The organism is Streptomyces sp. NPDC034103 (assembly GCF_055575395.1).
Genome location: NZ_JBVISS010000006.1, coordinates 455518 through 474242 on the forward strand (window position 1 = coordinate 455518; position 18725 = coordinate 474242).

The following is an 18725-nucleotide window of genomic DNA, read 5'->3' on the forward strand; positions in this document are numbered from 1 at the left end:
GATCACTCCTCGGGGGCGGCGGCCGGAATCCGGAGTTCCACCGGGAGCAGGTCGCCGTCCCCCTGGCGGTGCGCGGGCTGGTACCACCGGCAGCCCTCCGCGGTGCACCGCCACAGGTCGGTCCTGCCGCGATGCTTCTCGCTGACCTTCGCCCGCTCCCCGGAATCGAGCATCCGGTACACCTGGTCGTACTTCTTGCAGCCGGGACAGTACTTGTACTTGAAGAACATCGACCCCTCCTCGCGCTCACCGCCGGATCAGGGAAGTCCGTCACCACCGCGTCGACTCCCAACCGGTAGTACAGCGCGTCCCGCGCGAACACGTCCCCGAAACCGCTCGCCCCGCCGGAGTCGCGCCCGCGGGAACCGGCTCTCCGCGCGGACGGTGCACGGCCCCACGGGTGCCGTCCCCAGCCGTCGCGCATCCCCCTGGCGGCCCCGCCGGGCGTCCTCCGGCTACGCAACGCGGCGGTCACCGGACTCCGGGTGACCAGCTGCGACAGCGTCGCACCCGTCTCCCTCAATGTGCCGTGCGAGCGGGGCGAGCCGTAGCACCATGGGCCCATGACGGAGATCGACACCTCGGTACCCCACTCGGCCCGCATCTGGAACTACTGGCTGGGCGGCAAGGACAACTACCCCGTGGACGAGGAGGCCGGCGACGCCTACACCGCCGTCTTCCCCGGCATCGTCACCATCGCCCGCAGCAGCCGCGCCTTCCTCGGCCGCAGCATCCGGTACCTCGTGCGGGAGGCCGGCGTACGCCAGTTCCTGGACGTCGGCACCGGGCTGCCCACCGTCGACAACACCCACGAGGTCGCCCAGCGCCACGCCCCCGAGTCGAGGATCGTCTACGTCGACAACGACCCGCTCGTCCTCGCCCACGCCCGCGCCCTGCTCACCTCCACCCCGGAGGGCGTCACGGCCTACGAGGACCTCAGCATCCACGACCCCGAGCGCCTCCTTCAGGCGGCGTCCAGAACCCTCGACCTCACGCGGCCGACGGCTCTGATCCTCAGCGGCATCCTCGGCCACATCGCCGACTACGACCTGGCCCGCGAACTCGTCGCCCGCCTCCTGGCAGGGCTTCCCTCGGGCAGCCACCTCTGCGTCAACGACGGCTCCCGGGGCACCGACCCGGACTACGAGCAGGCCCAGGACGCCTACAACGAGACCGGCGCGGTGCCGTACTTCCTGCGCCCGGTCGAGCAGATCGCCGCGTTCTTCGAGGGCCTGGAGCTGGTGGAGCCCGGCGTCGTCTCGGTCCCGTTGTGGCGCCCGGACCCGGGCACCGCGCCGACCCCGATCGGCCAGCACGGCGGCGTGGGCCGCAAGCCCTGACGGGCGGCTTCACGGCCGGGGCAGCAGACCCCGTTCCATCGCCACCACCACCGCCCGCGTCCGGTCGTTCACGTCCAGCTTGGCGAACAGGCGCAGCAGATGCGTCTTGACCGTGGCCTCCGTGATGACCAGACGCCGGCCGATCTCGGCGTTGGTGAGCCCGTCTGCCACCGCGCTCAGGACGTCCGTCTCCCGCGCGGTCAGCGGGTCGTGGACCGGGCGCCGCATCCGTGCCACCAGCTTCGCGGCCACCCGGGGCGCGAGCACCGTCTCGCCCCGGGCGGCCGAGCGGATCGCGTCGGCCAGCTGCTCGCGGGTGGTGTCCTTCAGCAGATAGCCGATCGCGCCGGCCTCCACCCCGCGCTCGATCTCCGCGTCGGTGTCGTACGTCGTCAGGATCAGCACCCGGGTGCGCGGATACCGGGCGACGATCTCGGTCGTCGTGGCGACCCCGTCCAGCACCGGCATCCGCAGATCGACCAGGGCGACATCGGGGTCGTGGCGGGCCACCAGCTCCAGGGCGGCCCGTCCGTCCCCCGCCTCGCCGACGATCTCGATGCCGTCGTCCCCGGCGAGCAGCGCCACCACCCCGGCGCGCATCACGGTGTGGTCGTCCACCACGACGACCCGCAGCAGCTTTTCCTCGGTCATGCCGTCCCCTCGCCGCCCGGCGGAATCATCGCCAGGATCCTCGTACCGTCGCCGACCGAGCTGGTGACGGTCAGCCGTCCGCCGAGCTCCGCCAGCCGCTTGCGCATCCCGTCGAGCCCGAAGCCCGCAGACTCCGCGACCACGAACCCGGTGCCGTCGTCGGTGACCTCCAGCTCCACCCCGTCCGGGCGCCGGGCCAGCACCACCCCGACCGTGGACGCCCGGGCGTGCTTGCGCACGTTGGCCAGGGACTCCTGGGTGCAGCGCAGCAGCGCGATCCGGGTCTGCTGGTCGCACTCCAGGTCCGCGAGGTCGGCTTCCACGGTGAGGCCGGTGTCCTCCGCGAAGCGGTCCAGGATCCGGCGCAGGGTCAGGGCGACCGACCCCGTGCCGGCCCGCGGCTGTCCCGAGCCGACCAGCTCCCGGGCCTCGGCGAGGTTCTCCCGTGCCGTGGCCTCGATCGACCGCAACTGCCGGGCGCTGCGCCCGGGATCGACGGCGATCCCCGCCCGGGCCGCCTCCGCGAGCACGACGATCGACGCGAAGCCCTGCGCCAGCGTGTCGTGGATGTCGCGGGCCAGCCGCTCCCGTTCGTCCGCCGCGCCCTGCCGCTGGTGCGCCTCCGACAGCCGGGCCTGTGTCTCCTCCAACTCGGCGATCAGACGGGCCCGTTCGGCGCTCTGCTCGACCACCGCGTGCGCCCACAGTCCGATCAGCACCCCCACCGCGACGACGATCAGGGTGGACACCGCCGTCTCGCCCAGGAACTCCGCGGACCAGCCCTGCCGCAGCCAGCCACCCAGCAGGGTCGTGGCGGTGGCAAGCCCGAGGAACCCCATCGACGCCCTCGGGGTGCGCCCGAACATCCAGTAGTGCGGCAGCGTCACCATGAACAGCGCGGCATAGCTGGTGCGCAGATAGGCGAGCCCGCCGAGGGCCAGCACCAGCACCCAGAGGTAACCGTGCGGCCGGACCACGGGGTTGGCCGGGAAACGGTCCAGCACCGCGTACGACAGGACCACACCGGCGAGCAGCGCGAGCGCCCCGTACATGACCCCGCCCGGCCGGCCCATCACGGCGATCCCGACGGCCATGGCCGCGAACAGCACCCAGCAGACCGCGTTCCAGCGGCGCAGGGAGGTGGCCCAGAAGGCCTCGGAGGAGGGGCCGGCGAGAGCGGTCATGGTGATCAACGTACGTCGATCACCGTGCGCTCGGGGGCCACTCGCGTCTCCGGGGCGGCCGGGCGCACCGGCCACCAGGTCCGCTCGCCGAGCAGGAGCAGCGCCGCCGGGAGGATCAGTACGCGCACCACGAAGGCGTCCAGCAGGACGGCCGCCGCGAGCACGAACCCGATCTGCTTCATCTCGATGATGTGCAGGAGGACGAAGCTCACGAAGACGGTCGTCATCACCACCGCGGCGCTGGTCACCACGCTCGCGGACCGGAGGATGCCGTCGAGCACGGCCTGCCGGGTGGGCGTGCCGTCGAGTACGGCCTCCCTGATCCGGCTGATCACGAACACCTGGTAGTCCATGGACAGTCCGAAGAGGATCACGAACAGGAACAGCGGCACGCGCGAACCGATCGACCCGGTGGAGTCGAAGTCCAGCAGCCCTTCGGCCCAGGTGTGCTGGAAGACCAGCACCAGCAGCCCGAGCGCCGCGGCCGCGGACAGCAGGTTCAGCACCACGCCGATCAGCCCGAGCACCACCGAACGGAACGCGTACAGGGTCATCAGGAAGGTCACCAGCAGCAACGCCCCGAGGACGAGGGGGAGTTTGCCGTTCTGGTGGGCGGGATAGTCGGTGTAGCGCGCGACGTCCCCGCTCACGCCGTACTCGGCGCCGTCGATCCGGCCGACGGTGGCCGGCAGGTAGTCGTCCCGCAGATGGTCCAGGGACGCGTACGCCTCCGTGGAGTTCCCGAGGTGCGGCACCTTCAGTTCGAGGGCGCTGATCCGTCGGTCGGCGGAGGCGCGGACCGCGGACGCGCCGGTGAACAGCGGGTCGGCGTCGGCGAGTTCGGCGAGCCTCGTGAGCGCGGCGGCCACCTCCTCGTCCTGTCCGGCGTCGGCGCGGACGACGACCTGGTGGGTGACCCGGTGGTCGGGGAAGGCGTCGTTGAGCCGGTCGTAGACCCGCATCGCGGGGATCTCGCGGGAGTGGGTGTCCCGGCTCATCTCGGTGATGTGCAGTCCGGTCAGCGGGAGGGCGAGGGCGAGCAGGGCGAGGACGGAGACGCACAGGGTGGCCAGCGGGTGCCGGGCGGCGGGCCGCAGCAGGGCGGTCCACACGCGGCCGCCGCTGTCCCCGCGGACCCGGCGGGCGGGCTTGCCACGTTCCGCGCGCCGCACGGCCCGGCGTTCGGCCCGCCCGCCCAGGACGGTCAGCAGTGCGGGCAGGGCCGTCAGGGAGCTGGCCATCGCGACCAGGACGACGACGAGGGTGCCGGTCGCGAGGGACGAGAAGATCACGTCCGAGGCCAGGTACAGCGTGGCCGTGGTGGCGACGACGGCGAGCCCGGAGACGACCACCGCCCGGCCCGAGGTGGCCGCCGCCAGCTCCACCAGCGCCGGTGAGCTCAGCCGGCCACCGGCACGGGCCCGTTCCTCGCGTTCCCGCTTGAGGTAGAAGAGCGTGTAGTCGACGCCGACCGCGAGCCCGATCATCAGGATGACGTTCGTGCCGACCCCGGTGTCGGGGGAGAGGTGCGAGGCCACCATCGACAGCCCGATGGCCGCGGCGATGGACGACAGGGCCAGCAGCAGGGGGACGGCGGCCATGGTGAGCGAACCGAAGACGAGCAGCAGCGTGAGCAGCGTGACCGGCAGGGTGATCTTCTCCGACAGGGCCAGGTCGTCCCCGCGCTGCTGGTCGACGCCCTTGCTGATGGAGGGACTTCCGGTCTCCTCCAGGAGCAGCCCCGGGTGGTCGGCCCGCACGGCCTCGGTCTGGGCGAGCAACGCGTCGACCTTGTCCTTGGCGTCGCGCTCCTCGCCCCGGACCGCCACCTCGACCATGAGGATCCGCCCGTCGTGCGAGCGCGACGGGGCGGCGACCTCGGCCACCTCGGGCAACGCCGCCATGCGCGCGGTGAGTTCCCGTGCGGCCGCGGCGGCGTCCCGCTCGTCGAGGGGGCCCGAGCGGGCGGAGATCAGCACCTGCTCGGTGGATCTGCGCTCCAGGTGCCCCTCGGCCGCCATGGCCTCCGCCCGCCCGGCCTCACCGACCCGGTAGTCCGCCGTGCGCGCGCTGTTCATGCCGACGGCGCTGCCGGCCGCGAGGCACAGCACCACGAACACCAGCCAGCCGGTGATCGCCCGCCAGGGGTGCCGGGCACTGGCCCGGGCCATGCGTACAGTCAGTGAGTTCATGCCCAAGAGCCTGGTCGACCAGGGCAGTTGGCCGACACGGGTGCTCGGTGGAACGTGGTGTCAACCGATCGGTTGACCCGCGGGGTGCGGAAAACCCCCGCGAGTCACGTCCTCGCGGGGGCTTCCCGTCTTTCCGCCCGCCGGTGAAGGTTGAGAAGACGATCACGAGGCGGGACGACTCACGGGCACCACCTCAGGGCGCCAGCAGCAGCACATCGGCGCGGGACTTGGCGGCCTGGTGACGCCGGGCCACGTCCTGCCAGTTGACGACCTGCCACATGGCCTCGATGAAGTCGACCTTCTGGTTCCTGTACTGGAGGTAGAAGGCGTGCTCCCAGGCGTCGAAGACGAGGAGCGGCACCGAGCCCTGGCCGACGTTGCCCTGGTGGTCGTAGACCTGCTCGACGATCAGACGCCCGCTGAGGGGCTCGTGGGCGAGGACGCCCCAGCCCGAACCCTGCGTGGTGGCCGCGGCCTTGGACAGCTGCGCCTTGAAGTTCGCGAACGACCCGAAGGACTCGGTGAGGGCGTCCGCCAGTTCGCCGACCCCGTCCGCGGCGAGCGGCTCGCCACCGCCGTCACCGGTCATGTTCTGCCAGTAGATCGAGTGCAGGATGTGCCCGGAGAGATGGAACGCCAGGTTTTTCTCCAGGGCGTTGATCGATCCCCACGTCTCCTTGTCCCGCGCCTCCGCCAGCTGCTCCAGTGTGTCGTTCGCGCCCTTCACGTACGCCGCGTGGTGCTTGTCGTGGTGCAGCTCGATGATCTCGGGGCTGATCACGGGAGCGAGCGCGGAGTAGTCGTAGGGCAGGTCCGGAAGCGTGTAGACGGGCATGGCGGCGGGTCCCCTCGAGATCTTGTTGCAAGTAGCTTGCAATAACAAGCTAACAGCAAAAAGCCCCCGTGTGGATCACACGGGGGCTTTCGGCCGTCCGGCGCGTCAGCGCACGGCACGCCGGCGCTGCCAGGCGTACCCGAGGGCCGCCAGCGCGGCCGTCATGCCGCCGGTGAAGTACAGCTGGACCCGGGTGCCCGGCTCCCGGGCCATCAGCACGAAGATCGCCGCCATCCCCGCCATCGCCACCCAGGTCAGCACCGGGAACGCCCACATCCGCACGGTCAGCCGCTCCGGGGCCTCGCGCTCCAGCCGCCCGCGCAGCCGCAGCTGGGACACCGCGATGAAGGCCCAGACGACCAGGATCACCCCGCCGATCATGTTGAGGAGCCAGGAGAAGACGTCGTCGGGACGCCAGTAGCTCAGGCCCACGCACACGAAGCCGAAGGCACAGGAGACGAGGACCGCGACGCGGGGCACGCCACCGGAGACCCGGCCCAGCGCCTCGGGCCCCTGGCCGCGCGCGACCAGCGAGTAGGCGATCCGTGAGGAGCCGTAGATGTTGGCGTTCATCGCGCTCAGCAGCGCCACCAGCACGACCACGTTCATCAGCTGCCCGGCGCCGGGGATGCCCAGCTCGTCCAGGGCGGCGACGTAGGGGCCTTTGTCGGTGACCGCCTTCGAGTCCCAGGGGACGAGGGTGACGATGACCGCCATCGAGCCGATGTAGAACAGCGCGATACGCCACATCGCGGTGCGGACCGCGCTCGCCACGCCCCGGACGGGGTCCTCCGACTCGGCCGCCGCGATGGTGACCGTCTCCAGGCCGCCGTACGCGAAGACGGAGGCGAGGATGCCGATCACGAGCCCCTCGCCGCCGTTCGGCAGGAAGGGTGCGAGATGGCCGGTGCCGGGGGAGTCCGTGCCGGGCAGCACCCCCGCGATCGCCAGTACGCCCAGCACCAGGAACAGGCTGATCGCGCCGACCTTCAGGGCCGCGAACCAGAACTCGAACTCGCCGAAGTTGCGCACCGCGGCGAGGTTCGTCGCGCAGAAGACGACCATGAACAGCGCCACCCAGGCCCACTCCGGAGTCCCCGGCAGCCACCCCGACACGATCTCGGCCGCGCCGATGCCCTCGAGACCCACGGCCGTGCACAGCAGGACCCAGAACGACCACCCGGCGGTGAAGCCCGCCCACGGCCCGATCGCCCGCTCGGCGTGCGCGGAGAAGGAGCCCGAGGAGGGGTACGCGGCCGACATCTCGCCCAGCATCCGCATCACCAGCATCACGAGGAGACCGGACAGGACGTAGGCGACGACGATCGAGGGCCCGGCGGCGGCGATCCCTCTGCCGGAGCCCACGAACAGCCCCGCGCCGATCACGCCCCCGAGGGCGATCATCGACAGATGGCGCTGCTTGAGTCCGTGGGAGAGGGTGGCGGCGTCCGACTCGGGGGGTGTCGGGGCTTGGGTGGTGCTGGGCATGGGCGTGGTTCGTCCAATGCGTGAGATGGCAAAAACGCCCACAGTCTGGGCAGCCTCTCCGCTCAGAGGGATCGACCGCCCAGTATGCGGACGGTTCCGCGACCCTGTGTGACTACCCGGCCACGCTCCCGCACGGGACGCGTCGCGCTCGACACCGACCGGGACACCGAGGTCCCGCCCGGCGACCCGTTTGGTGGGACCCTACAGACGCGGTTCACACGAGACACGTGAGCGAAACGTCCCGGCCTCAGTGACCGGTGTCACGTCCTGCCCGGTGTCACCACCACCCTTTGTCCGGAGCCCACCAAACCGCCGCTCCAGCCTTTGTCGAGCGCTGACGGTGATCGGCGCGAGGACCCCGGGATAGCGTCGCGATGTCCTCACCGTTCATACCCTCGCGGAGTCCCCATGAGCACCGCCGTCGCCCCCGTCCGCCCCGGTCAGGTCCTCGCCGACCTGCTTCCGGCCTCCCGTGTCCGGGACGCCGCGCTCGTGCTCGGCGGCGCCGCCCTCACCGGCCTCGCCGCCCAGATCGCGGTGCCCGTGCCGGGCTCCCCGGTGCCGGTGACCGGCCAGACGTTCGCCGTCCTGCTCGTCGGCATGACGCTCGGCGCCGGCCGCGGCTTCCTCTCCCTCGCCCTCTACGCGGTCGCGGGCGTCGCGGGCGTGCCCTGGTTCGCCGACGGCGGCTCCGGCGCGGCCGCCGCCTCCTTCGGCTACATCCTCGGCATGATCCTCGCCTCGACCGTCGTCGGCGCCCTGGCCCGCCGCGGCGCCGACCGCTCGGTGTGGCGCACCGCGGGCGCGATGCTGCTGGGCGAGGCGATCATCTACGCCGTCGGCGTCCCGTACCTGGCCTACGCCGCCGACCTGTCCCTCTCGGGGGCCGTCGACGTCGGCCTCACCAACTACCTGATCGGCGACGCCCTCAAGGCGGCCCTGGCCATGGGCCTGCTGCCCACCGCCTGGAAGCTCCTCAACCGCGACGAGCGCTGACGTCGTCCCTGAAGAGGCTCGCCGGGTCGTACGACGACTTCAGCCCGGCGAGCCTCTCGCGCGTCCCGGCGTCGTACAGCCCCTCGCGCCGGTCCCCGGCCCCGAACGCGAAGTTGACCGCCCGCCCGAGCGTCACCGGCGCGAGCGCCGCGAAGGCCGGATCGAGGACCGCGCGCGCCGTCTCCCGGTCCGCCATGGTCAACAGCCGCACCAGGAAAGCCCCCTGACGCCACGGCACGGAGTTCGGCGCGGGCCCGGCGAGCGCCCCACCGAGGTGATTGACCTGTACGACGACCATGGCGCCGACGCCTGCCTCCGGCCCGGTCCGCCGGAGCACCTCGGCGCCCCGCGCGACGTCCAGCTCGCTCAGCACGGCACTGTCCCCGTAGTACGCGTGCGGGACGTCCGGGTCGCTGTGGATGGTGTGGCTCTCGGCGTACGGCATCGTGCGCAGCGAGTCGGTGAGCACCGGCCCGATCTCCCGCAGCGGCGCGACGAGCCGCTCCCCGTCGGAGCCCGTGTACGCGACGCGTACGGAGACGACGTACCGCCCGCGCATCCGGGGCGGCAACGCCGGCAGGTCCGGATACGGTACGGCGGCGAAGGACGAGGTCAGCCCGTCCGGCACGGTCCGCGTCCACGCCTCCCACACCTGTAGCGCCGCCGCCGGGTCGACCACCCGCCCGTCGAAGGCCAGCGCACCGCCGTACAGCGTCCGCACGGGGACGAGGTCGATCTCCAGCTCCGTGACGACGCCGAAACTGTGCCCGGCGCCGAGCAGCGCCCAGTACAGGTCGGGCGCGGACCGCCGGGTCACGTGCCGGAGCCGGCCGTCGGCGGTGACGACGTCCAGGGAACGGACATGGTCGGCCGCGTAGCCGAACTCCCGGGCGAGGATGCCGAGTCCGCCGCCCAGCGTGTACGAGACGGCACCGACGCCCGGCGCGGAGCCGTTGAGCGGGGCGAGCCCGTGGGGTGCGGCGGCCTCGACGACCTGGCCCCAGCGGACGCCCGCCTGGACGCGTGCGGTGCGGCGGACGGGGTCGACGCGCACCCCGTCCATGTGCCGTGTCGAGACCAGTACCCCGCCCTCCAGCGGCCCCGGCATGCCATGACCGGTGGCCTGGACGGCGACCGGCAGCCCCTCGGCGGCGGCGTCCCGCACGGCGGCCACGACGTCGTCGGCGCGGCGGGCGGCGACCAGGCGGGTGGGCCGCTGGGCGAACCCGGTCTGGAAGGTGGTGAGTTCCTGCGCTGCATGGCTGTTCATGGACCACATGCTGGGGGCATAACCTGACAGCTTCCGTCAGGTTATGCCCCGTCGTTACGCGGGCCCTGTCGCTGTCGCTGTCGCTGTCGCTGTCGCGGCCGCTGTCGCGGGCAGGGCTGTCGGGTCAGTTCACCCGCGGCCGCCGGGTCGACCACCACATCCCGGCCGCACCGGCCGTCAGCAGCGCCGCGCCCGCCGCTCCCAGCGGGAGCACGTCACGGTCCGGACCGGTTTTCGGCAGTTCCTCCTTCTCGCCGCCCGGTCCCACGGGTTGGTTGTCGGTACCGAGCAGCAGCGGGGTGACCGGGGCGTTCGGCGACGGATTCGTCGTACCGAACGGAACCGGGCCCTGCTGCCAGTACGTCTTCTTCCCGTCGCCGGTCTGTACCGGCAGACAGATCTTGCCGGTCTTTCCGAGATCGAATGTCGCGTCCACGGCGTACGACTTCGACTTACCGGCCGCGAGATTGTCGATCGGGCAGGCGAAACCGCTGTTCGAGCCCTCTGGCAGATCGCTTTCGGCAATCGAGGAGCACCCTTGAACGTTATTGACCGTCAGGCCGTCGAAGCCGACGACCAAAAGCCGGATCTTTCCGCTGTCCTTGGTCCCCTCGTTCTTCACCGTGGCGGTGAGATCGGTTTTTTCGGAACTGTTGTCGACCGAGATCTGTTCGGGCAGCAGCGTGGTCAGCTTCACGCCCGCCGGCGCCTCGTCGACGGCCTTTCCCCCCTTGTTGCTTCCGGGTCCCTCGTCCGCACCGGCGGCGGTGGAAAGGATCAGCACGGCCGAAAAAGATGCCGTGACCAGCGATCCCGCGATGGTCGTCCTACGACGAGAACTCATGTTCGTCCCCCTTGGCTGCGCCTGAATTCGCAGTACTTGAAGAGCTACCACAAGATTTCTCCGCACTATGCTGGTACGGCGTGAAGTGTGACCATTGTGTTGAAGTAGGCGGCGACCGGTGCGTGACCGAGGGGGTGTGACGGATTGCCGGGAAACACGGAGAATGCGGGAAACACGGGAAACGCGAGGAGCGGTGGGGCTCCCGGAATAGTGGTGACGGGGCGTTATCGCCTGATCGAGAGCATCGGTCAGGGGGGAATGGGGCGGGTGTGGCGAGCCGCCGACGACATGCTCGACCGGGAGGTCGCGGTCAAGGAGATGCGCATAGACGGCCTCGACGCCGAGGACGCGCGCACCCGCCGTGAACGCACCCTGCGCGAGGCCCGCGCCACCGCGCGGATCGACCACCCCAACGTCGTCCGGATCTACGACGTCGTCGACGAGGGCGAACGCCTGTGGATCGTCATGGAGTTGGTCGTCGGCCGCTCCCTGGAACGGATGGTGGCCGAGGACGGCCCGCTCGGCCCCCTGGAGACCGCCCGCATCGGCATCGGCCTGGTCACCGCGCTGCGCCAGGTGCACGCGCGCGGCGTGCTGCACCGGGACATCAAGCCGGGCAACGTCCTGGTGGAGGCCGGCGCACGACGGGTCGTCCTCACCGACTTCGGCATCGCGGCCATCCAGGACGCGAAGGCCCTGACGATGGTCGGCATGCTCGTCGGTTCCCCCGACTACATGGCACCCGAGCGGATCTCCGGCCGCCCGCAGGGCCCGCCCTCCGACATCTGGTCCCTGGGCGCGACCCTCTGCGCGGCCCTCGGCGGCCGCTCCCCCTTCTCCCGCGAGACCACCCTCGCCACCCTCCACGCCGTCCTCTACGAGGAGCCCGAACTCCCCTCGGCCGCGGGCCCCTTGCGCGAGATCCTGGCCGCCCTGCTGGAGAAGGACCCTGAGATCCGCCCGGGCCTGGACGAACTGGAGACCTCCCTGCACCCGGTGGCCTTCCCGGCGCCCACCCCGACGGTGCGGGTGACCGGGGGAGAGGTACGGCGCGAGACGGAACCGGAACTCGTGGGTGAGCCCGAGCCGGAGCCGTCGACCCCGGACCCCTCGCCCCCTCAACTCCCGTGGCCACCAGGGGAGTCACCGACGCCGTTCTATGTGGACCCCTCCCGCGTCCCCCCGCCCCCGGACCCCAGGGATCCTGGCCCGGACCGCGAACCGCAAGCCGTGCGCGACGCGATGCCGCAGCACCGCGCGACAGCCCCGAGGACCCAACGCCCCGCCACCCACGAGCCCGCGCCGCACCCGGCCGCCCAGGCCCCTCCGGCCCACCCCGCGGCCTCCGGCTCCGACCCGTACAGCGCCTCGACCGAAGCCGCCTCGTCCGCCGCCTCGGAGGTCCGTTCCGAGACCCCGGGCGGCGGCAGCGCACAGGGCGCTGCCCGGCCGGGCGGAGTCTCACCGGTCCGTCCCGAGGCGGCGACCGAGGAGCGCCCGGTGCGTCCACCGCCGCCCGCCATGCCCCCCGGCGAACTGCCGGGTCCCGCCCGCCCGGGCGGCCCGCGGCGCCCGCGCCGCCGTACCGGACTGCTCGCCGCCGCGGCCGCCGTCACCGCCGGTGCGGTCGTCGCGGTCGTCCTGCTGGTGAACTCCGGCTCGCCCGGCGGGAACCGGGCGAGCGACTCACCCACGCCGTCCGCCACGGTCTCCGGGAGCCCGCAGCCCACCGTGGAGGGCACGTCCCGGCCGCGGAGCCTGCCGCCGGGCGCGCACCGGGAGGCCGGCGGGTTCGCCTGGGCGACCCCGGAGGACTGGCGCCGGGACGTGAAGACCGGCGCCGAGGTGCACTACACCTCGCCCGACGGCACACAGGAACTCGTCGCCAAGTCCTCGCTGGCCCGCGGCGATCTGATGGAGACCTGGCGGACCTCGGAGGAGAACGCCCAGCAGGGGCAGGACTACCGGAAGATCCGCCTGGAGGAGACCAGGTTCCGCGACTACCCGGCCGTCGTCTGGGAGTACACCTTCACCCTGCGGGGCACCCGCTGGCACGCCCGGCTGCTGGGCTTCAACGCGGACGGCAAGTCGTACCAGATCAACACCTGGTACCAGCCCGCCATCGAGAAGCGGGCGTTGGAGACGTACGAGAGGGTCACGGACAGTTTCACGATCCTGTGACGGCACGAGCACCTATGACGGCATGAGCACCTGTGACGGCACGGGAAAAGGGGCCCCGCGCGCGGGGCCCCTTCATCCTGCAGCGGAAGCGGTCAGCCGACCTTGATCTCGTCGTGGACCTCGACGGGGGCGGTGGTCCGGCCGCGGCCGACCTTCTCCTTCACGAAGGCGATGGCGAGCACGATCGCGGCGACCAGCAGTGACAGCAGCACCGTCTCGCGGCCGTCGTGCTTGGTGTCGGTGAGCATGTAGCCGAGCACGAACACGATCAGCGCGGCCGTCGCCCAGGTCAGGTACGGGTACAGCCACATCTTCACGACCAGCTTCTCCGGCGCCTCGGCCTGGATGATCCGGCGCATGCGCAGCTGCGAGAAGCAGATGACGAGCCAGACGAACAGGGCCACGGCACCGCTGGAGTTGACCAGGAAGAGGAAGACGGAGTCGGGGAACTTGTAGTTGAAGAACACCGCGACGAAGCCGAACACCACGGAGGCCACGATGGCGGCGAGCGGCACGCCCCGGCCGGTGGTCTTCGCGAACACCTTCGGCGCGTCCCCGCGCTCACCGAGCGAGTAGGCCATGCGGGAGGCGGTGTAGAGCCCGGAGTTGAGGCAGGACAGCACCGAGGTCAGCACGATGAAGTTCATGATCTGACCGGCGTGCGCGATACCGAGGGAGTCGAGCGCGGCGACGTAGGAGCCGTCCTTCTTGATGGACGGGTCGTTCCACGGCAGCAGGGTCACCACGACGAAGATCGAGCCGAGGTAGAAGACGGCGACCCGCCAGATGATGCTGTTGGTCGCCTTGGTGACGGCCTGCTGCGGGTTCTCGGACTCGCCGGCGGCCAGCGTGGCGATCTCGCTGCCCATGAAGGAGAAGACGACGAGCAGGACGCCGGTGAGGATCGCGCCGGCGCCGTGCGGGAGGAAGCCGCCGTGGTCGGTCAGGTTGCCGAGGCCGGCCTGGTCGCTGTCGACGCCGGGGAGCACGCCGAAGACGGCGAGACCGCCGATGACGATGAACGCGGCGATCGCGACGACCTTGATGCCGGCGAACCAGAACTCGAACTCGCCGTAGGAGCCGACGGAGACGAGGTTGGTGGCGGTCAGCACGACCATCACGATCAGGGCCCAGCCCCACTGCGGTACGGCGGGCACCCAGCCGTTGAGGATGACCGCTCCGGCGGTGGCTTCCACGGCCAGGACGACGACCCAGAAGAACCAGTACAGCCAGCCGATGGAGAACCCGGCCCAGCGGCCGAGCGCACGGTCGGCGTGCGCGGAGAACGAACCGGACGTGGGGTTGGCGGCCGACATCTCACCGAGCATCCGCATCACCAGCACCACGAGCGTGCCGACGAGCGCGTACGACAGGAGGATGCCGGGCCCTGCGGTGGCGATACCGGAGCTGGAACCGACGAAGAGACCGGCACCGATGACTCCACCGATGGCGATCATGGACAGATGGCGGTTCTTCAGTCCGGCTTGGAGACCAGTCATGCGGGGAGTTCCTTTGTGCCGGGTGTGCGGGGACGATTCAATGAATCAGAGGTAAATGAATTAATGAACCTTCGATTCCGGATCGTTACTTGAGGTTTTCGTGAGGTTGAATGGCCAGGGGGTCTCTTTACCGGGCCGACACCCGAGGCTGCTGCCCCGAAACAGCCGTGTCACACTCGTCCCATGCGCGTGTATCTCGGCTCCGACCATGCGGGCTTCGAACTCAAGAACCACCTCGTCGACTGGCTCAAGGCGGCCGGCCACGACCCCGTGGACTGCGGCCCCCACATCTACGACGCCCAGGACGACTACCCCCCGTTCTGCCTCCGTGCCGCGGAGCGGACGGCCGCGGACCCGGACGCCCTCGGCATCGTGATCGGCGGCTCCGGCAACGGCGAGCAGATCGCCGCGAACAAGGTCAAGGGCGTCCGCGCGGCGCTGGCCTGGAGCGAGGAGACGGCGTCGCTGGGCCGCCAGCACAACAACGCCAACGTGGTGGCGGTCGGCGCCCGCATGCACACCCAGGACGAGGCGACCAAGTTCGTCGAGACCTTCCTCGCCACCCCGTTCTCCGGCGACGACCGTCACAGCCGCCGCATCGACATGCTGTCCGCCTACGAGACCACCGGCGACCTTCCCCCGATCCCGCCCCACCACCCTCAGCAGTAACGGCAGTGCTCTCCCGGCGCGCGAGGGCGGGGGTGCGTCCCGACGCCCTCGCACGTCCGGGGCGGCGGGTGCGGGGACGGTCCCCGCACCCACGGACGAAGAAGGAGCCACCGTGCCTGAGGGGCACACGATCCACCGCCTGGCCAAGGACTGTGCCGCGGCGTTCCGCGGCACACGAACCCAGGTCAGCAGCCCCCAGGGCAGGTTCACCGCCGCCCACCTCCTCGACGGCGCCGAACTCACCCGCACCGAGGCCCACGGCAAGCACCTCTTCCTCGCCTTCCGCGAGACCGACTGGATCCACATCCACCTCGGTCTCTTCGGCAAGGTCACCTTCGGGGCACCCCCCACACCCCCGCCCACCGACACGGTCCGCCTCCGCCTCGCGAACCCCACCGCGTACGTCGACCTCCGCGGCCCGACCACCTGCGCGCTGATCACCCCCGCCGAGAAGCAGGCGATACACGACCGCCTCGGCCCGGACCCGCTGCGCGACGACGCGGACCCCGAGACCGCGTACCGGAGGATCTCCCGCAGCCGTACGACGATCGCCGCCCTGCTGATGGACCAGAAGGTCATCGCCGGCGTCGGCAACGTCTACCGCGCCGAGGTCCTCTTCCGGCACCGCGTCGACCCGTACCGCGCGGGCACCACCGTCACGCCCGCCGAGTGGGCCGCGATCTGGCAGGACCTCGTCGACCTCATGCGCGAGGGGGTACGGAACAACCGCATCGACACCGTCCGCCCCGAGCACACCCCCGAGGCGATGGGCCGCCCACCCCGCGTCGACGACCACGGCGGCGAGGTGTACGTCTACCGCAGGGCCAACCTCCCCTGCCACCTCTGCGCCGGCGAGATCCGCACCGCCGACCTCGCCGCCCGCAACCTCTTCTGGTGCCCGACCTGCCAGACCCCCTGACAGTCGGAACCCCGCCCGGCCCGGGCAGCCCCCCGCCCCTCGACGCCCCCGTCAGAACCCGTGCGGCAGCCAGGGCGCGGTCGTCGAGCCGAACCCCACCGCCGCCTCGGCCAGTGCCCCGCGCCGAAGCTCCCGCACCCGCCCCGCCGCCCCCAGCGCGGCCAGGCTCACCCCGCCCAGATACGCCGACCCCAACTCCCGTACGGACAACGAGAGATCGGCGGCGTCGGTGGTCCGCTCGCAGGACGCCCCCTTCGCGTCCCCGCTCAGCCGCCAACGCCCCGCGTTCCAGGGGCAGAAGTCGTCGGCGACCTCGAACACCACGTCCACCGGCGCCTGGTAGGTCCGCGCCTCCAGCGCGGCCCCCACCTCCACCAGCCGCACGTACAGCGAGTCCCGCACCTGCGGTGAACACCGCCGGATGTCCGAGACCAGCGACTGCCACGCGTCGTCCACCGGCCGCGGCCCGGTCACCAGCACCGACGTCAGGTCCACGTCGAACAGGAACCGCCACAGCGCCGCGTACGCCGCCGGATCCAGCGCCTCCACGTCCCGCAGGATCACCCTGCCCCGCGGCCCCGCCGGCTCCCAGTCCGGCTTGACCCGGAAGCGGGTGTACCCCACGACCTCGCCGTCCCGCTCCGCGACCACGCACTGCAGCGCCGACGCCCCGTCCCGGTCGCTCGCCGGGTCGAGCAGCCTCAGCCGCTCCCAGCCCGGGGTCCGCGCCAGCATCCCCGGCCGCTCCGGCACCACCCGCGCGTACACCGCCTCGCACGCGTCGAGCACGTCGGCGGGCCTGGCGTACCGCAGCCGTACGTCGTCCGTCCCCGGCGGCACGGACAGTCGTACCCGATGGGTGTCGATCTCGGCGCTGATCTGGAAGGTGGCCGCGCCGTACCCGAACCGGCCGTAGATGGCGGGCTCCGAGGCGGTCAGCACGGCCAGCGGCCAGCCCCACGCGCGTACGTCGTCCAACTGCCGCCGCATCATCGCGGTGAGCAGACCGCGCCGGCGGTGGGTCGCGGCGACGCTGACCATGGTCACGCCCGCCGCCCGCACCGAGGCACCCCCGGGCACGGTCAGCCGGAAGCTGAACGCCCCCGAGGTGCCGACGCACTCGTCACCGTCCCAGACGGCGAGGGAGCGGTCGGTCTCGGTGAGGGAGTCCCACAGCTCCCGTTCCTCGGTCGACTCCGGAACCCCGCCGAAGGCGCGGATCAGGACGTCGTACCACTCGTTCCACTCTTCCCGCCGCAGCACCCGCAGGTCGGTCACCAAGTCAGAGGCCATGGACCATGCCTACCAGGGCATTGCGGGGCGAGCCAGGGAATTTCCGCCGGGCGGCGGCGCGAGGGCGATCCGTGAAGTTCACTGTGAAGTCGAACCTCGGACGGGGGACAAGTGGGACCTCCCGTGCCAAGCAACTGATCCGATGGATAAGGTCCCCAACTAATGGCAGCAGGACGAGAACGGCGCGCGGCGGCCGAGACGTTCACGGCCCGGTGGAAGATGCAGTGGCACCGGGTCCGCGTCGGCCTGCGCAGAAGTGCCGTGGACTACTTCCGCGGGGACGGCTCGGACTGGGTCGCGCTGGTCGGTCTGCTCGTCACGATCCCGCTGATCGCGGCCACCACCCTCGCCAACTCCGTCTGGTGCTCCCCGGCCGCGCTGGTCCTGCCGATCGTCGCGGGCGGACTGGTGTTGCGCCCGGCGAGCCTGCTCGGGCTGTACGCGGCGGCGGCGACGGCGCTGATCGTGGAGTCGGTGCGGCTGGGCCCGTACACGGAAGGGCCGTCCCGGGTGACCCCGGGCATCGTGCTCGTGGTGGCGGCCTGCGGCTTCTTCGGTCTGCTGATCGCCCAGTTCCGCAGCAGGGTCGGTGTGCCGTGGCGGCGCGGCGGCACCATGCTCTTCGACCTCCGCGAACGCATCCGGGTGCAGAGCAAGCTCCCCCAGCTGCCGCAGGGTTGGCACCGCGAGATGGCGCTGCGCCCGGCGGGCGGACAGTCCTTCTCGGGCGACTTCGTGGTCGCGGCCCGCACCAACGGCGGCCGCACCCTGGAGGTCGTCCTGACGGACGTGTCGGGCAAGGGCATGGACGCCGGCTCCCGCGCCCTGCTCCTCTCCGGCGCCTTCGGCGGCCTCCTGGGCTCGCTCCCGCCCCACGCCTTCCTGCCCGCCGCCAACGGCTACCTCCTGCGCCAGGACTGGGACGAGGGCTTCGCGACCTCCATCCACCTGGTCCTGGACCTGGACTCCGGCGATTACGAGCTCTACTCCGCGGGGCACCCGCCGGGCCTGCAACTGAGCGCGGGCAGCGGCCGTTGGGAGGAGAAGGCCGCCGAGGGCCCCCTCCTCGGCGTGTACGACGGCGCCCAGTTCGACCCGGTCAAGGGCTCCCTGCGCCCGGGCGACGTCCTGATGCTGTTCACCGACGGCCTGGTGGAGACCTCCGAGCGCGACATCGTCGAGGGCATCGACCGCCTCACCGGCGAGGCCGACCGCTATGTGGCGGGCGGCTTCAACGGCGCCGCCTGGCACCTGATCGAGGCGGTCGCCAAGGACGTCAACGACGACCGCGCCCTGCTCCTGATCAGCCGCGAGGGCCCGACGGCCCTGGCGGCGAACCTCTGAGCGGCACCCGAGGGGTACGC

The 18725-nt window shown here is 71.5% G+C and carries 16 protein-coding genes and 1 pseudogene; 6 read left to right on the plus strand and 11 right to left on the minus strand.

Annotated features, from left to right (window positions below; genetic code table 11):
* Positions 1 to 2 precede the first annotated feature (2 nt).
* Positions 3 to 230 carry a hypothetical protein gene (locus tag ACZ56U_RS16110; protein ID WP_469084680.1) on the minus strand — a complete coding sequence of 76 codons (228 nt, stop codon included), beginning with the start codon at positions 228 to 230 and terminating at the stop codon, positions 3 to 5.
* A 2-nt stretch (positions 231 to 232) separates the two neighbouring features.
* A pseudogene (locus ACZ56U_RS16115) lies at positions 233 to 398 on the minus strand (glycerophosphodiester phosphodiesterase); the annotation flags it as partial.
* Positions 399 to 563: 165 nt separating this feature from the next.
* On the opposite strand from ACZ56U_RS16115, the gene ACZ56U_RS16120 reads away from it, so the two are divergent.
* On the plus strand, positions 564 to 1340 hold the full coding sequence (locus ACZ56U_RS16120; RefSeq protein WP_469084631.1) for an SAM-dependent methyltransferase: 777 nt from the start codon (positions 564 to 566) through the stop codon (positions 1338 to 1340).
* 9 nt (positions 1341 to 1349) lie between these two features.
* On the opposite strand, the gene ACZ56U_RS16125 is transcribed toward ACZ56U_RS16120, so the two are convergent.
* The 5 genes from ACZ56U_RS16125 to ACZ56U_RS16145 form a co-directional block, all read right to left on the minus strand.
* Positions 1350 to 1991 carry a response regulator gene (locus ACZ56U_RS16125; protein ID WP_469084632.1) on the minus strand — a complete coding sequence of 214 codons (642 nt, stop codon included), beginning with the start codon at positions 1989 to 1991 and terminating at the stop codon, positions 1350 to 1352.
* Entirely contained in the window at positions 1988 to 3175 is a 1188-nt protein-coding gene (locus ACZ56U_RS16130) for a sensor histidine kinase (RefSeq protein WP_469084633.1), read from the minus strand. The genes ACZ56U_RS16125 and ACZ56U_RS16130 overlap by 4 nt, the downstream gene beginning before the upstream one ends.
* 5 nt (positions 3176 to 3180) lie before the next feature.
* On the minus strand, positions 3181 to 5367 hold the full coding sequence (locus ACZ56U_RS16135) for an MMPL family transporter (protein WP_469084634.1): 2187 nt from the start codon (positions 5365 to 5367) through the stop codon (positions 3181 to 3183).
* Between the two features lie 193 nt (positions 5368 to 5560).
* Entirely contained in the window at positions 5561 to 6202 is a 642-nt protein-coding gene (locus ACZ56U_RS16140; RefSeq protein ID WP_469084635.1) for a superoxide dismutase, read from the minus strand.
* A gap of 105 nt (positions 6203 to 6307) precedes the next feature.
* Positions 6308 to 7690 (minus strand): amino acid permease, encoded by a 1383-nt coding sequence (locus ACZ56U_RS16145; RefSeq protein WP_469084636.1) that lies wholly within the window; start codon positions 7688 to 7690, stop codon positions 6308 to 6310.
* 408 nt (positions 7691 to 8098) lie between these two features.
* Here ACZ56U_RS16145 and ACZ56U_RS16150 point away from each other — a divergent pair, with 408 nt between their 5' ends.
* A complete protein-coding gene (locus ACZ56U_RS16150; RefSeq protein ID WP_469084637.1) occupies positions 8099 to 8686 on the plus strand; it encodes a biotin transporter BioY in 588 nt (195 codons plus the stop codon).
* Here ACZ56U_RS16150 and ACZ56U_RS16155 read toward each other — a convergent pair.
* Both ACZ56U_RS16155 and ACZ56U_RS16160 read right to left on the minus strand, forming a co-directional pair.
* A complete protein-coding gene (locus ACZ56U_RS16155) occupies positions 8667 to 9965 on the minus strand; it encodes an FAD-binding oxidoreductase (protein WP_469084638.1) in 1299 nt (432 codons plus the stop codon). The two genes, ACZ56U_RS16150 and ACZ56U_RS16155, sit on opposite strands and share 20 nt — an antisense overlap.
* A gap of 115 nt (positions 9966 to 10080) precedes the next feature.
* Positions 10081 to 10800, minus strand: a complete 720-nt coding sequence (locus ACZ56U_RS16160) for an LPXTG cell wall anchor domain-containing protein (RefSeq protein WP_469084639.1) — start codon at positions 10798 to 10800, stop codon at positions 10081 to 10083.
* Between the two features lie 213 nt (positions 10801 to 11013).
* On the opposite strand from ACZ56U_RS16160, the gene ACZ56U_RS16165 reads away from it, so the two are divergent.
* Positions 11014 to 12981 (plus strand): serine/threonine-protein kinase, encoded by a 1968-nt coding sequence (locus ACZ56U_RS16165; protein ID WP_469084640.1) that lies wholly within the window; start codon positions 11014 to 11016, stop codon positions 12979 to 12981.
* A gap of 92 nt (positions 12982 to 13073) precedes the next feature.
* Here ACZ56U_RS16165 and ACZ56U_RS16170 read toward each other — a convergent pair whose 3' ends face one another.
* Positions 13074 to 14480 (minus strand): amino acid permease, encoded by a 1407-nt coding sequence (locus tag ACZ56U_RS16170; RefSeq protein ID WP_469084641.1) that lies wholly within the window; start codon positions 14478 to 14480, stop codon positions 13074 to 13076.
* A 183-nt stretch (positions 14481 to 14663) separates the two neighbouring features.
* On the opposite strand from ACZ56U_RS16170, the gene ACZ56U_RS16175 reads away from it, so the two are divergent.
* Complete coding sequence (locus ACZ56U_RS16175) at positions 14664 to 15149, plus strand: ribose-5-phosphate isomerase (RefSeq protein ID WP_469084642.1); 486 nt, start codon at positions 14664 to 14666, stop codon at positions 15147 to 15149.
* Positions 15150 to 15261: 112 nt separating this feature from the next.
* Positions 15262 to 16068 carry an Fpg/Nei family DNA glycosylase gene (locus ACZ56U_RS16180; RefSeq protein WP_469084643.1) on the plus strand — a complete coding sequence of 269 codons (807 nt, stop codon included), beginning with the start codon at positions 15262 to 15264 and terminating at the stop codon, positions 16066 to 16068.
* 51 nt (positions 16069 to 16119) lie between these two features.
* Here ACZ56U_RS16180 and ACZ56U_RS16185 read toward each other — a convergent pair whose 3' ends face one another.
* Entirely contained in the window at positions 16120 to 17361 is a 1242-nt protein-coding gene (locus tag ACZ56U_RS16185; RefSeq protein WP_469084644.1) for a GNAT family N-acetyltransferase, read from the minus strand.
* A 162-nt stretch (positions 17362 to 17523) separates the two neighbouring features.
* Between ACZ56U_RS16185 and ACZ56U_RS16190 the strand changes: the two genes are divergently transcribed.
* Positions 17524 to 18705: a PP2C family protein-serine/threonine phosphatase gene (locus ACZ56U_RS16190; protein WP_469084645.1), complete on the plus strand. Its 1182-nt coding sequence runs from the start codon at positions 17524 to 17526 to the stop codon at positions 18703 to 18705.
* Positions 18706 to 18725 lie beyond the last annotated feature (20 nt).

What these genes read in the sequence shown, in the direction of transcription:
- ACZ56U_RS16110 (WP_469084680.1), bottom strand. Translation starts at nt 230, where the DNA reads ATGTTCTTCAAGTACAAGTACTGTCCCGGCTGCAAGAAGTACGACCAG.
- ACZ56U_RS16120 (WP_469084631.1), top strand. Translation starts at nt 564, where the DNA reads ATGACGGAGATCGACACCTCGGTACCCCACTCGGCCCGCATCTGGAAC.
- ACZ56U_RS16125 (WP_469084632.1), bottom strand. Translation starts at nt 1,991, where the DNA reads ATGACCGAGGAAAAGCTGCTGCGGGTCGTCGTGGTGGACGACCACACC.
- ACZ56U_RS16130 (WP_469084633.1), bottom strand. Translation starts at nt 3,175, where the DNA reads ATGACCGCTCTCGCCGGCCCCTCCTCCGAGGCCTTCTGGGCCACCTCC.
- ACZ56U_RS16135 (WP_469084634.1), bottom strand. Translation starts at nt 5,367, where the DNA reads ATGAACTCACTGACTGTACGCATGGCCCGGGCCAGTGCCCGGCACCCC.
- ACZ56U_RS16140 (WP_469084635.1), bottom strand. Translation starts at nt 6,202, where the DNA reads ATGCCCGTCTACACGCTTCCGGACCTGCCCTACGACTACTCCGCGCTC.
- ACZ56U_RS16145 (WP_469084636.1), bottom strand. Translation starts at nt 7,690, where the DNA reads ATGCCCAGCACCACCCAAGCCCCGACACCCCCCGAGTCGGACGCCGCC.
- ACZ56U_RS16150 (WP_469084637.1), top strand. Translation starts at nt 8,099, where the DNA reads ATGAGCACCGCCGTCGCCCCCGTCCGCCCCGGTCAGGTCCTCGCCGAC.
- ACZ56U_RS16155 (WP_469084638.1), bottom strand. Translation starts at nt 9,965, where the DNA reads ATGTGGTCCATGAACAGCCATGCAGCGCAGGAACTCACCACCTTCCAG.
- ACZ56U_RS16160 (WP_469084639.1), bottom strand. Translation starts at nt 10,800, where the DNA reads ATGAGTTCTCGTCGTAGGACGACCATCGCGGGATCGCTGGTCACGGCA.
- ACZ56U_RS16170 (WP_469084641.1), bottom strand. Translation starts at nt 14,480, where the DNA reads ATGACTGGTCTCCAAGCCGGACTGAAGAACCGCCATCTGTCCATGATC.
- ACZ56U_RS16175 (WP_469084642.1), top strand. Translation starts at nt 14,664, where the DNA reads ATGCGCGTGTATCTCGGCTCCGACCATGCGGGCTTCGAACTCAAGAAC.
- ACZ56U_RS16185 (WP_469084644.1), bottom strand. Translation starts at nt 17,361, where the DNA reads ATGGCCTCTGACTTGGTGACCGACCTGCGGGTGCTGCGGCGGGAAGAG.
- ACZ56U_RS16190 (WP_469084645.1), top strand. Translation starts at nt 17,524, where the DNA reads ATGGCAGCAGGACGAGAACGGCGCGCGGCGGCCGAGACGTTCACGGCC.